The following is a 12,055-nucleotide window of genomic DNA, read 5'->3' as shown; positions in this document are numbered from 1 at the left end:
GACGCTCAGGCCGGGGTCGGACCGGGCCGCTGCCCCGCGTGCACGGACCCGGCGGGGTGCGCTGATGCGGCGGGGTGCACCGATCCTGCGGTCCGGAGGAACACGATGATCCAGCTGAAGATCAGCACCGCCGCGATCAGCTCGACCGCCGTGAGGTTGTAGTAGCCGACGGCGAAGAACACGCCGAGCAGCACGATCACGAGCACGTAGATCCACCCGAGCACCACGAACACCCGTGGGATCGTGCGCACGAACCAGGGCAGCCCGACGACGATCACGGCGAACGCGACGGTCATCCCGGTGGCGACGGTGTTGTGCACGAGGAAGAACTCGTCGACCGGGAAGATCCCGACGCACGCGAGGAAGATCCCGATCAGGATCAGCCCGCCTCGCACCACGCGCCGTCCGCGACGATCGACGTGGTCGTCGACCGGCAGCCCCGCCGTGGCATAGCGGGCGATCGTCGTCACCAGGACCCCGGCGATGATCAACGTCGCGTTGAACGCCAGAGACGCGCTGTTGCTGCTCATCCCCAGCGCCGACAGGTTGTCCTGCCACCAGTGCACATCGCTGGAGGCGAGCATCGCCGCGAAGGCGCCGACCACGAGGAAGACCGCCAGGACGAGGGAGAGCACCATCGGCGTGAGCGCCACCGCGCTCAGGAACGTCACATAGGCGGTGAGAGCGAACGCGACGGCCACCAGGATCGCCCCGGGGAAGGCGAACACCGGGGCGTCGGTGAAGCTGCGATCGAGCAGTTCGGCGATTCCGAGCCATCCGAGGTACGCGATCGCGGCGTGCGCGAAGGCGATGGCGGCCAGGTCGTACCAGCGCAGCCGATCCCCGGGGACGCTGAATCCATCGCGGGTGCCGTCCGGCGCGACCGCCGCCGGTCGCACGACGAGACGCCCGAGCGCGAACGCCAGGACGGCGGTGATCGCGCCGCCGTAGGCGGCGAACGCGCCGATCGAGCCGGTGCCGCTGATCGCCATCTCCTGACCCCAGAAGACCGGCCACCCGATGGCGAAGCCGAGCACGAAGAACACCGCCCCGACTATGAGCGCGGTGGCCTCGAAGACCGCATCCGCTGTGTCGGGTCCGCGCAGCTGACGCAGGACCTGCATGACCCTCTCGCCGACATATCGCATCACTGGCCTCCGCCCACATCATAGAAGCCTCGCCCTCCGGACCGCGCCGGTGATAGCATCACGGCACGGATCGTATACAACGTCGTCGTTCCACCACCCGAGGTGATCAGTCATGAACGGTGCACTCGCCGCCCCCGCCGAATCGGTGTCGACGCTCGTCGCGCGCAACATCAGCGAGTTCCGGGCCGCCGTCTCGGAGTCCTTCGTGCCGCTCCAGGTGTCGACGGCCGGGCCCGACCACTTCCGCGGGATCATCCGCGGCGCCTCGGTCGACGAGGTGCACGTCAACGAGGTGCGCGCCACCTCGCACGTCGTCGAGCGGACACCCGAGCTCATCGCACGCAGCGACCGGTCGTACTTCAAGCTGAGCCTCATGCTCGCCGGCACCGGGATGCTGATCCAGGACGACCGGGAGGCCGTGCTCCAGGCCGGCGATCTCGCCGTCTACGACACCGACCGCCCGTACTCGCTGGTCTTCGACGACGACTTCCGCACGATGGTCGTGATGTTCCCCAAGCACCTGATCAGCCTGCCCTCCGACATGATCGGCCAGCTCACCGCGGTGCGCATCTCGGGTCAGGGCGGTCTCGGCGGAATGGTCGTGCCGTATCTGACGCAGCTCGCCGGCAACCTCGACCAGCTCGCCGGCACGACAGGGGCACGACTGGCGCACAGCGCGCTCGACCTCGTCACGACGGTGTTCACCCGCGAGCTGGGCCTCGACGAGGTGTCGGCCGACCCTCATCGCGCGCTCGTGCAGCGCATCCGCTCGTACATCGACCGCAACCTCGCCTCGACGGATCTCGGACCCGCGACCATCGCATCGGCGCACTTCATCTCGACCCGTCACCTGCACGGCCTGTTCCAGGAGCAGGGCGTGACGGTGTCGACCTGGATCCGCACCCGCCGCCTCGAGCAGTGCCGTCGCGATCTGCTCGACCCGATGCTCGCCGACCGGCCCGTCGCCGCGATCGCGGCCCGATGGGGCTTCGTGGATGCGGCGCACTTCAGCCGCGCGTTCAAGTCGGCGTTCGGCATCTCCCCCAGCGAGTACCGCGCGGCGCACTGAGCGCAGCGCAGCGGGAGAACGTCCGTCAGGGGACGTAGACCGGCGGCGCGAACATCGTGCCGCCGTACAGCATCTGCACGGCGACGAAGCCCGGCAGAGACACGGCCGCCACGAGCGCGAGAGCGAGCATCGCACTGAGAAGCCCCCCGCGGCGTCCTCCGTCCCGGACGGCGAAGAAGGCGCCGATCGCGATCAGGGCGTGGAGCACCAGCACGGGCACGAGGCCGATGGTGAACCCCCAGCCCTCCATCGTCGACCCTGCGGAGACGGCCTTCGGCTGCTCGCTGAACTCCTCCTCGTACGACATCCCGCACCAGACCCACGCGACGGCGAAGAACAGGAGAGCGAAGAAGACGGATGCCGTCCAGGTGACCGCCTTGACCGCCGGCGAGAGGGCGGCCCGGGGTTCTGTTCGCATGACTCATCCTGACACCCGCCCGGAGCCGCGCCGCTGACGCCACGGCGGATTCCCAGGCCCGTCCTTGCTCTGCAGGGCACGCCGGTTGACTGTCGGCGCGCGATGGCGCCGCTTCTCTTGAGCGGATGCCAGGGCGAGCCGGAGCATGAGGCAAGCACACCGCGAGGATGCGGTGCCCGGAGCGAGGACGCTCCGCCGCATGCGACGTCAGGACTCCCATGACCGCTCCCGTCACGACCGATCCCGCACTCGACGAATGGCGCACGTACGACGAGTTCGCCGCCGGGATCGACACCTTCCGACTGCCGAACACCTCGCTGTCGGGCACCGCGCTGACGCTCACGCTCGACGATGGATCCGCGCTGGCGCTGACGTTCGATGCGGTCGCTGTCACCTGGTCAGGACTCGGCGAGTCGGGCACCGACCCGTACGACGCCGTCGCGGTGCGTGACGACGTCATCTTCGTGAACATCCCGCTCGAGAGCCGTGAACGCGAAGCGATCACCGTCGTCTATTCGACCTCGACCCACCGGGCCGCCGTCGTGCGTTCACGCATCGCCGCCGAGGCTGTCGAGGGCACACCACAGGTCGGTCAGGACTTCTGGGCGGCGACGACCGATGCCGGTCCCGCGACGGGCGAGGTGCCGGGGCCGAGCCGAGACCTCATCGGCAAGCGCAACATCTATCGGTACAGCCCGCACCACCTCTACGAGCACGTCTACATCTCGAGCCGGCGCTACGCCTGGCAGTGCCTCGAGGGCGTGCAGCGGGGCCACGGCGACATGGACCTGTCGACCGTCTGGAAGTTCGCCGACGGCCTCTACCTCTTCTGCTTCCGGGAGTTCCGCATCGCGGTCGCGAGCGTCTGGCTGCACGACCTCGGCTACCAGCTCAGGACGACGGGGATCTTCCTCGGCCTCACCGGCGACGGCGCCGCGGAGCACTCCCGCGGCGGCGGTCACATCTATCCGCTCGGGTCCGTCGACTACCCCGACGCCCAGCCCGTCTGACCCCGCGACGAGATCCAGGAGAGGACCTCCCATGAGCAACGCCGACATCATCGCAGCGCACTACGCGGCCAGCGACCGCGGCGACCTCGACGGCATGCTGGCGCCGCTCGCCGACGACGTGAGCTGGACCGAGGCCGCCGGTTTCCCGTACGCCGGCACGTACATCGGGCCGGATGCGGTCGCGGCAGGCGTCTTCCAGCGCATCCAGGACGAGTGGGACGACTACACGGTCGCGATCGACGAGGTCATCGACGGCGGGGACGTGGTCGTCGGCATCGGCACCTACTCGGGCACGTACCGCGCGACCGGCCGATTCTTCGCGGCACGTGTCGCGCATGTCTGGCGCCTGGCCGATCACCGGGTCGTCGCGTTCGAGCAGTTCACCGACACCGAACTGGTCAACCGCGCGCTGCGCGACTGACCGCAGCACGACAAGCACACGAGAGGCAGGAATCACATGAACAAGCGAGTATCCGGCACTGCGGCGCTCATCGCCGTGGCAGCCCTCACTCTGGCAGGTTGCGCCAGCGGAGACGGCAGCGGAGGTGGCGGCGACGCCCCGATCGTCGTCGGCTCCGTGAACACGATCAGCGGTCCGGCGACGTTCCCCGAGGCGTCGCAGGCGGCGGCGGCGGTGTTCGACGCCTTCAACGAGGCCGGAGGCCTCGACGGACGCACCATCGAGTACAAGACCCTCGACGACAAGGGCGACCCGGCCACAGCCACCGCGTCAGCCCGAGAGCTCGTCGGCAGCGACGGGGCCGTCGCGCTGGTCGGATCAGCGAGCCTGATCGAGTGCGAGATCAACGCGAAGTACTACGAGCAGGAGGAGATCCTCTCGCTGCCCGGCATCGGAGTCGATACCGGCTGCTTCGCGAGCGACAACATCTCCCCCGCCAACGTCGGTCCGTTCAACGACATGACCCTCACGCTGCAGTACGGCTCGGAGGTGCTCGGACTCGACGACATCTGCATCCTGCTGGAGATCGCAGGATCCACCCGACCCACCTACCAGGCGGCGATCGACAAGTGGACCGAGATCACGGGCAAGGAGCCGAAGTACGTCGACGACACCGTGCCGTACGGCGCCTCGGACTACACGCCCTACATCGTGAAGGCCCGCGAACAGGGCTGCAAGGCGCTCGCGATCAACCCCGTCGAGCCCGACGCGATCGGCCAGGTCAAGGCCGCGAACGCGCAGGGCTGGGACGACGTGACCTGGCTCTATCTGACGAGCGTCTACAGCGAGAACTTCGCGGATGCGATCGATGACGCCGGGGCCGGCATCTACGTGCCCGCCGAGTTCTACCCGTTCACGGACGACGACGAGATCAACACCGACTGGCGGGAGCTGATGGAGGCCAACGACATCCCCCTCACCTCATTCAGCCAGGGCGGATACCTCGCCGCGACCTACTTCATCGAGGTGCTCGAGGGCATGGACGGCGACATCACCCGCGAGACGGTCACCGAGGCGCTGCGCGGAATGGATCCCATCGAGAACCCCATGGTCGGAACGCCCTACGCCTTCGGCACGCAGAACACCGCGGGATGGCCGATCATCCTCGAATCCGGCACGAACGCCTGGGAGAAGGTCGCCGACGACTGGCTCCGCATCGGCGAGTAGCCGCCCTTCACCTGCCGCCGAGCGCATTCTCGGCGGCAGGTCCTCTCCCCCTCACACCAGAAAGGACGCCTCATGCTGCAAGGCGCCATCGCCGGTCTCGCCGCCGGCGGTCTCTATGCGGTCCTCGGAGTGTGCCTGACCCTGATGTCGCGCCTCGTGCGGGTCGTCAACTTCGCCCAGGCCGCGACCGGGATGTTCGGCGCCTTCAGCGCCGTGTGGTTCGTCAGCGAACTGGGGGTGCCGATCTGGCTCGGCTCCGTGCTCGGCGTCGTCGTCGGCGGGGCGCTCTCCGCCACCATCGGGTGGATCGCCGCGACCTGGCTCTCCGAGGCCTCCACCACCACTCGCTCGGCGATGACCGTCGGTCCGCTTCTCCTGCTCATCTCGATGTCGTTCATCCTGTTCGGCAACAAACCGCAGCCGTTCACCCCGATCATCGCGGGCCCCGCCTTCTCGTTCGGGGGCGTGGTGATCAGTCAGGTCACCGTCGCCACCGTCGCCATGGCGGTCGTCACGGCGGTCGTGGTGCGGATCGTGCTGCGCCGGACGAGAGTGGGCACGCAGCTGCGCGCGCTCTCCGAGCGCCCCACCACCGCCGAGCTGCTCGGCATCCGTTCCCGTCCGCTCTCCATCGCGGTGTGGTTCGTGACCGGTGTGATCAGCGCGATCGCCATCATGATCGTGGCGCCGTCGCAGTCGAACGACGCGACCAGCCTCGCGATGCTCATCGTCCCCGCCGCAGCCGCTGCGCTGCTCGGCGGCTTCCGCCGTCTCGACCTCGCCGTCGTCGGCGGAGTCGTACTGGGCGTTCTGGGAGGGCTCGTCGCGCAGATCGACGAGGTCGCGCTCGTGCGCAACTTCCTCCCGTTCCTGTTCATCGTCGTCCTGCTCCTGTGGACGCAGCGCAAGGAGGTGTGGGATGCCGCTCGCTGACCGTCCCTGGTTCCGTCTGTCCTGGCCCCTCGCCGTCGCCGCCGCGGCGGTCGGACTGGGTGCCATTCTGAGCGCGGCGCTTCCGGGCTACTTCGTGTTCCTCGCGATCAGCGCAGTCGTCGCGGCCATCGCGATCCTGGGACTGGGCATCGTCACGGGCTCCGCCGGCATGATCGCGCTGTGCCAGCTCACGTTCGCCGCCGTGGGCGCCTGGATCGTCTCGCTGCTCAACGTCATGCAGGCGCCGGGCGGCTTCGTCGTCTGGCTTCTCCTCGGCGGCATTGCCGCCGGTCTTGTGGGCATCCTCGTCGGGCTCCCCGCGCTGCGGCTGCGCGGCGTCAACCTCGCGGTCGTCACCCTCGGCTTCGCTGCCGCGGCGGATGTCACCCTCGTGCAGATCCAGTTCCCCGGGTCCGCCGACGGCACGGCTGTCGAGCGCCCGACGCTGTTCTCGAACGATCGCGAATTCTTCTTCCTCTCGGTCGTGGTGCTCGCCGTCTGCGCGCTGGGAGTCTTCTTCCTGCAGCGCGGACGGTGGGGCTCGAGCTGGAAGGCGGTCGCCTTCTCGGAACGCGGCACCGCGGCTGCCGGGCAGAGCGTGCAGAGCGCCAAGCTCACCGCGTTCGCCGTCTCGGCTGCGCTGGGAGGCATCGCCGGAGGACTCCTCGCCGGCCAGGTGCAGCTTCCGTTCGCATCGAGCTTCACCCCGTTGCAGTCGCTGGCGCTCTACGTCCTCGCCGTCATGTCGGGGGCCCATCTGATCGACATGGCGATCCTCGGCGGCATCCTCTGGGTGCTCGTGCCCGAGCTGCTGAAGCGCTGGGGCGTGCCCCAGGACTGGGCGTTCGTGGTCTTCGGCGTGCTCGGCGTGCAGGCGCTCACCACCGGGACCAACCTCGGCCAGGGCATCCGCAATCTCATCTGGAAGCGCGCGGATCGCAGGACCGCCTCGGCGAAGCTGACCGCGTTGCCTCCCGATGCGGATGCCGAGGATCGAGCGATCACGACAACGACCACCGCGACGGTCGATGAGCGCGCGCTCGATGGTGCACCGGTGCTCACTGTCGACGGACTCACGGTGCAGTTCGGTGCTCTCACAGCGTTGGACGATGTGTCGTTCCAGGTGCCGGCGGCGTCGATCATGGGCCTGATCGGTCCGAACGGGGCAGGCAAGTCGACGTTCGTGGATGCGATCAGCGGGTTCCTGCCGAAGCACGGCGGTCGAGTACTGCTCGGAGATCGCGATCTGGCCGGCCTGTCTCCGACGCGTCGCGCCCGGCTCGGGCTGCGCAGGACCTTCCAGCAGGACAGGGTCCCGCCGTCGCTCACAGTCGGCGCGTACGTGAGGTTCGTCGCTCGACGCCGACTCGCCGCATCCGACATCGATGAGGTTCTCGAGTTCTTCGGATGCCCGCCGGCGGGTGCGCGCCTGTCGAGCGTCGACGTCGGCACCCGGCGACTCGTCGAGGTCGCGGCGAACGTGATCTCTCGTCCGCGGCTGCTGATCCTCGACGAGCCCGCGGCCGGCCTGTCGCACGATGAGCACCTGGCTCTCGCCGCGCGTCTGCGCGAGCTGCCGGCCCGGTTCGGCGTGGCATTGATCATCATCGAGCACGACCTCGATCTCGTGCGCTCGGTGTGCCCGACGCTGACTGTGCTCGACTTCGGTCGAGTGCTCGCGAGCGGTCCGCAGGCCGAGGTGCTCGCGAACCCGGAGGTCGTGAAGGCGTACATGGGAGAGACGGAGCTGCTGAAGTGAGCGAACTGGTGCTGGACGGGGTGACGGTCAGCCGGGGCGCGGGGCCGGTGATCTCGGATGTGTCGCTGACCGTGCGCGGTGGCGAGGTGCTGGCGCTCGTCGGACCGAACGGGGCCGGCAAGACCAGTCTGATCGAATCGGTGTCGGGGGTGACCCCGCACTCCGCGGGATCGATGATGCTCGACGGCGAGCCGCTCGACAAGCTGTCCCGGGTGTCGAGAGCGCGGCGCGGCATCGTGCACATCGAGCAGGGGCGAGCGGTGTTCCCATCGCTGACCGTGCGCGAGAACATCTCGCTCACCGCGCGGACGCCTGCGGAACAGGATGCGGCGCTCGCGCAGTTCCCTGAGCTCGAGAAGCGCATCGACTCCCCCACCGCGCTGCTGTCGGGTGGCGAGCAGCAGATGGTGGTGCTGGCACGTGCCTTCGCCGCGAAGCCGCGGATCCTGTTGATCGATGAGATGTCGCTCGGTCTCGCGCCTGTCGTGTTCATGCGGCTCATGCCGATCGTGAAGTCGATCGCCGAGTCGGGCGTCGGGGTGCTGCTCGTGGAGCAGTTCACGCAGCTCGCGCTGGGCCTCGCTCGCGAGGCCGTGGTGGTGGCCGGCGGCCGCGTCTCCTTCCAGGGCACCGCCGAGGCGTTGAAGGAGGATTCGCAGCTGCTGCACCGCGCGTACCTCGGTGGGTAGCGCCGTCAGGTCGGGCTTCAGATGCTGCGGCAGTAGCCTGAGGGGATGACCGAGACCATCAGCGCCCGCGCCGTCCTGCTCGACATGGACGGCACTCTCGTCGATTCGACGGCTGTCGTGGAACGGCTCTGGCTGGCGTGGGCCGAGCCCCACGGAATCGCTCCCGAGACTGTCTTGAGCGTCGTGCACGGCCGTCAGGGGCACCAGAGCATGGCGATCATGCTGCCGGAGCGCGACCACGAGATCAACATCCGCGAGAACGCGGTGATGCTCGCGAACGAGAGCAAGGATGTCGATGGCGTCATCCCGATCGAGGGTGCGGATGCCCTGCTCGCCGCCCTGCTCCCCTACCCCCACGCGATCGTCACCTCGGCCGACGTGACGCTGATGAACGCGCGGATGGGCCAGGCCGGCCTGACCGTGCCCGCACTGACGGTCACGGCCGAGAACGTGTCGGCCTCCAAGCCCGACCCCGAGGGCTTCCTGCTGGGTGCGGAGCTGCTCGGCGTCGACCCCGCCGACTGCGTGGTGTTCGAGGACTCGGGCGCCGGCATCCAGGCCGCGCATGCTGCGGGGATGCGGGTCATCGGCGTGGGCGCGCACGCGACGTCTCATCAGCCGACCTTCCATGTCGATGACCTCACCCAGGTGGCCGTCATTCCGACGGCGGACGGTTTCGAGCTCGCGATTCGCTGATGCGGTGATGCGCTGATGCGCTGATGCGCTGCTGTGGTGCCGTGGTGCTGCGGTCGCATCGGTGACGATCACCCGCGTCATCCGGTGCGGGTGAGCGGCACGGTGAGTGTGAGTCGGGCGGCGCTGAGCCTCGGTGTGCGCCATCGTTCGTCGGGATCCCACCATCTCGGTCCCCGCACCTGCGGGACCCCGTCGTCCATGCGGATCTCCCACCCCGAGGTCCCGAGGGATCGGTGGTGCCACCAGCACAACGGGACCCCGTTATCCGTGTGAGTCGGACCACCCCTGGCATGCTCGACGACATGGTGGATCTCGCACCACGACGCGGGAACGTGGCACCCGGGGATGAGGCATTCTTTGTCGCGGGCGATGATCGCCCGGCGTTGGTGCACGGTGAACACCCGGTCGGTGGTCGTGATCCCGATGATCCTGCCCTCATCGACCAGCACCCGTTGAATCGTCCCCGCGCATCCGACGTGCGCGGCGACGGAGACCGGGACGTGGGCACCGGATCCGGCGACCGTCGCCCACCCACCGTTTCCGCCCATTCCGCCCACGAGATCCTTCGCGTCGACGTTCACGACGAGGACCGGCGCCGCTCCACCGAGGGTGGGCATGTCGCTGTGTCGCGCGGCGATCGCGAACACCATCGCGAGAGCGTCGTGACGCTTCTGCGCCGCGGTGCGGTCATCGAGTACACATCGAGGATCCGAGTTGAACGGATCCCTATCGTCACCGTCCGCACCAGCACCCGCACCCGCACCCGCACCCGCACCCGCACCAGCACCAGCACCAGCGCTCGGGGCGAAGTGCACTCCGGGCATGGGCGGGCCGTCACCTTTGGGGTTGAGGATCGCGTCCAGGATCAGCTGCAACTGCGCCGCGACCTCTGGGGTCAGATACCCGCGGATCGCGTGCACGCCGTCCGTGAGACGACCGATCGTGATGCCCCGCCGGCGCCGGGAGTCCTCATCCTTGGGTTCTTCCCCATCGGGGTCGAACATCGACGCGAGATCCTCGGCGAGGGCCTTCAAGTCCTGCGGCGTCGGCGCCGGACCCGGCTCATCAGCCTCCAGGCCCTCATCATCAGCGTCGACCACGACGCCGTGGCCGCGAGCACACCCCGCCAACGCGACATCCGCCGCCAACCGCTGATCCACCGTCAGCCGATCCCACACCTTCTCGATCGGCCCCGTCGCCGCGAGAAACCCGGCCACCCCGACCACCCCATCCAGCAACGCGAGACGCAACTCCGACCACCGTGCCGGCATCCTCTCCCCCGCCAGACTCACCGGCCTCCGCACCAGATCAACGACCCTGTCGACCCGGGACGCGCCCCGCACATCCACCGACACCGTCCGCTGCAACAGCTCATTCAGCCCACGACACCCCGCCGAATGCGGAAAATCCGCCGCGTCGCCCGTCGCGATCGTCTCGACGATCACGGCCTCCGCGCGGCGGAAGACAGCACCCGCACCCTGCAGAACAGTCACCCGATCCGCATCCGACAACCCCGCCAGCGCGTCATCGGACAGCACCGTGTCGAGGTCGGCGATGACCCGATCCAGAAGCTCCGCAGTGCTGTTCATACCCCCTAGTCAACCCCGGGCCACCGACATTCGAGACCCGAAACCACCTCGAATTACCCCAGATCAGATCCGTATTCCAATCTCCCGGAATGGCACAGCGCAGGCGCCCAGATCGCGCGAGAGATGCAGGGGAAACCCCCAAGAGGCGCGACCGACAGGAGGAAGCGGGGAAGAGGCGAAAGACGGGATACGTGAGAACGGAGAACACAGAGGCGTCATCGGAGCGCGAACGACCGAACCAGAACGAGAGCGCCCACGCCGGGGACGACCGACCATGCACCCGAGCGACCGCCTCCTACATCCCCGCCCGGTCGAAGGCGATCGTCGGCACATCAACGACGTGTGACCCGCCATCCGCCACGATCACGGCACCGGTGACGTACGACGACTCCCCCGATCCCAGGAACCGCACGACCGACGCGATCTCCGCCGGCCGAGCCGGGCGCCGCAGCGGCACATCCGCCGTGACGGTCGCATACGCCTCTTCCCGCGAGCCCAGCCCGGCATGGGTGGCGAACTCGTCCATCTCGTCGTCGGCCATCGGCGTCTGCACCCACCCTGGACACACCGCGTTGACGCGCACACCCTGCCGTCCGTAGTCGCGGGCGAGGGTCCGCGTCAGCCCGATCAGCGCGTGCTTGCCCACGGTGTATCCCGCCACCGACGGACCCGCGAAGAGACCTGCGAGAGACGACACGATCACGATCTGCCCTTTCGCCTCGATCAGCGCAGGCAACGCCTCTCGCGCCATGACGAACGCCGTGGTGAGGTTCGCGCGGATCGCCGCATCCCAGCTGTCGTCGTCGGTGTCGGCGACCGGCGAGAAGCCGTGTCCGCCGGCATTCGCCACCAGCACGTCGAGGCGCCCGAATGTCGCGAGCACCTCCGCCACCGCTGCCTGCGCCGATGCGGTGTCCGCGGCATCCGCGATGATCGGATGCGCGCCGACGGCGTCGGCCACGGCGCGCAGCGGCTCGGGCCGACGCCCCACGACCACGACGTGCGCCCCTTCAGCGGCATACCGTTCGGCGATCGCCGCCCCGATGCCGGTACCCCCGCCGGTGATCACGATGACCCGCCCGGAGACCGTCGATCCCACTGCACTACCCATGTTCGC

Annotated in this window: 12 protein-coding genes; 8 read left to right on the top strand and 4 right to left on the bottom strand. The window is 68.7% G+C overall.

Annotation, left to right across the window (positions count from 1 at the left end):
• Positions 1 to 5: 5 nt before the first annotated feature.
• Positions 6 to 1,148: a DUF998 domain-containing protein gene (locus AB0P11_RS11555; protein ID WP_285363123.1), complete on the bottom strand. Its 1,143-nt coding sequence runs from the start codon at positions 1,146 to 1,148 to the stop codon at positions 6 to 8.
• A 112-nt stretch (positions 1,149 to 1,260) separates the two neighbouring features.
• On the opposite strand from AB0P11_RS11555, the gene AB0P11_RS11550 reads away from it, so the two are divergent.
• A complete protein-coding gene (locus AB0P11_RS11550; RefSeq protein WP_053095460.1) occupies positions 1,261 to 2,217 on the top strand; it encodes a helix-turn-helix domain-containing protein in 957 nt (318 codons plus the stop codon).
• Positions 2,218 to 2,242: 25 nt separating this feature from the next.
• On the opposite strand, the gene AB0P11_RS11545 is transcribed toward AB0P11_RS11550, so the two are convergent.
• On the bottom strand, positions 2,243 to 2,635 hold the full coding sequence (locus AB0P11_RS11545; RefSeq protein ID WP_363522061.1) for a hypothetical protein: 393 nt from the start codon (positions 2,633 to 2,635) through the stop codon (positions 2,243 to 2,245).
• Between the two features lie 218 nt (positions 2,636 to 2,853).
• Here AB0P11_RS11545 and AB0P11_RS11540 point away from each other — a divergent pair, with 218 nt between their 5' ends.
• The 7 genes from AB0P11_RS11540 (at position 2,854) to AB0P11_RS11510 (ending at position 9,349) form a co-directional block, all read left to right on the top strand.
• Positions 2,854 to 3,645, top strand: coding sequence for a MoaF C-terminal domain-containing protein (locus tag AB0P11_RS11540; RefSeq protein ID WP_363522059.1), 792 nt, complete (start codon positions 2,854 to 2,856; stop codon positions 3,643 to 3,645).
• A gap of 31 nt (positions 3,646 to 3,676) precedes the next feature.
• On the top strand, positions 3,677 to 4,066 hold the full coding sequence (locus tag AB0P11_RS11535; RefSeq protein ID WP_072590934.1) for a nuclear transport factor 2 family protein: 390 nt from the start codon (positions 3,677 to 3,679) through the stop codon (positions 4,064 to 4,066).
• Positions 4,067 to 4,102: 36 nt separating this feature from the next.
• Positions 4,103 to 5,272, top strand: coding sequence for an ABC transporter substrate-binding protein (locus tag AB0P11_RS11530; RefSeq protein ID WP_056277792.1), 1,170 nt, complete (start codon positions 4,103 to 4,105; stop codon positions 5,270 to 5,272).
• Between the two features lie 72 nt (positions 5,273 to 5,344).
• On the top strand, positions 5,345 to 6,205 hold the full coding sequence (locus tag AB0P11_RS11525; protein ID WP_053095455.1) for an inner-membrane translocator: 861 nt from the start codon (positions 5,345 to 5,347) through the stop codon (positions 6,203 to 6,205).
• On the top strand, positions 6,192 to 7,964 hold the full coding sequence (locus AB0P11_RS11520) for an ATP-binding cassette domain-containing protein (RefSeq protein ID WP_363522056.1): 1,773 nt from the start codon (positions 6,192 to 6,194) through the stop codon (positions 7,962 to 7,964). The genes AB0P11_RS11525 and AB0P11_RS11520 overlap by 14 nt, the downstream gene beginning before the upstream one ends.
• On the top strand, positions 7,961 to 8,653 hold the full coding sequence (locus tag AB0P11_RS11515; protein ID WP_053095453.1) for an ATP-binding cassette domain-containing protein: 693 nt from the start codon (positions 7,961 to 7,963) through the stop codon (positions 8,651 to 8,653). The genes AB0P11_RS11520 and AB0P11_RS11515 overlap by 4 nt, the downstream gene beginning before the upstream one ends.
• Positions 8,654 to 8,698: 45 nt before the next feature.
• Positions 8,699 to 9,349 (top strand): HAD-IA family hydrolase, encoded by a 651-nt coding sequence (locus tag AB0P11_RS11510; RefSeq protein ID WP_053095452.1) that lies wholly within the window; start codon positions 8,699 to 8,701, stop codon positions 9,347 to 9,349.
• Between the two features lie 77 nt (positions 9,350 to 9,426).
• Here the strand turns inward: AB0P11_RS11510 and AB0P11_RS11505 are convergent, their stop codons facing one another.
• Together AB0P11_RS11505 and AB0P11_RS11500 are read right to left on the bottom strand one after the other, a co-directional pair.
• Complete coding sequence (locus tag AB0P11_RS11505) at positions 9,427 to 10,938, bottom strand: DUF222 domain-containing protein (RefSeq protein WP_363522053.1); 1,512 nt, start codon at positions 10,936 to 10,938, stop codon at positions 9,427 to 9,429.
• 295 nt (positions 10,939 to 11,233) lie between these two features.
• On the bottom strand, positions 11,234 to 12,049 hold the full coding sequence (locus AB0P11_RS11500) for an SDR family oxidoreductase (protein ID WP_053095450.1): 816 nt from the start codon (positions 12,047 to 12,049) through the stop codon (positions 11,234 to 11,236).
• Positions 12,050 to 12,055: the final 6 nt, after the last annotated feature.

This window comes from Microbacterium sp. NPDC079176, from assembly GCF_040686675.1.
Lineage (GTDB): Bacteria > Actinomycetota > Actinomycetes > Actinomycetales > Microbacteriaceae > Microbacterium.
Note: the sequence above shows the minus strand (reverse complement) of the source record. Positions and strands in the feature narration are given on the sequence as shown.

Coding starts and splice junctions, on each gene's coding strand:
- AB0P11_RS11550 (WP_053095460.1), top strand. CDS start 1,261: ATGAACGGTGCACTCGCCGCCCCCGCCGAATCGGTGTCGACGCTCGTC.
- AB0P11_RS11525 (WP_053095455.1), top strand. CDS start 5,345: ATGCTGCAAGGCGCCATCGCCGGTCTCGCCGCCGGCGGTCTCTATGCG.
- AB0P11_RS11500 (WP_053095450.1), bottom strand. CDS start 12,049: ATGGGTAGTGCAGTGGGATCGACGGTCTCCGGGCGGGTCATCGTGATC.
- AB0P11_RS11505 (WP_363522053.1), bottom strand. CDS start 10,938: ATGAACAGCACTGCGGAGCTTCTGGATCGGGTCATCGCCGACCTCGAC.
- AB0P11_RS11530 (WP_056277792.1), top strand. CDS start 4,103: ATGAACAAGCGAGTATCCGGCACTGCGGCGCTCATCGCCGTGGCAGCC.
- AB0P11_RS11510 (WP_053095452.1), top strand. CDS start 8,699: ATGACCGAGACCATCAGCGCCCGCGCCGTCCTGCTCGACATGGACGGC.
- AB0P11_RS11535 (WP_072590934.1), top strand. CDS start 3,677: ATGAGCAACGCCGACATCATCGCAGCGCACTACGCGGCCAGCGACCGC.
- AB0P11_RS11545 (WP_363522061.1), bottom strand. CDS start 2,635: ATGCGAACAGAACCCCGGGCCGCCCTCTCGCCGGCGGTCAAGGCGGTC.
- AB0P11_RS11555 (WP_285363123.1), bottom strand. CDS start 1,148: ATGCGATATGTCGGCGAGAGGGTCATGCAGGTCCTGCGTCAGCTGCGC.
- AB0P11_RS11520 (WP_363522056.1), top strand. CDS start 6,192: ATGCCGCTCGCTGACCGTCCCTGGTTCCGTCTGTCCTGGCCCCTCGCC.
- AB0P11_RS11540 (WP_363522059.1), top strand. CDS start 2,854: ATGACCGCTCCCGTCACGACCGATCCCGCACTCGACGAATGGCGCACG.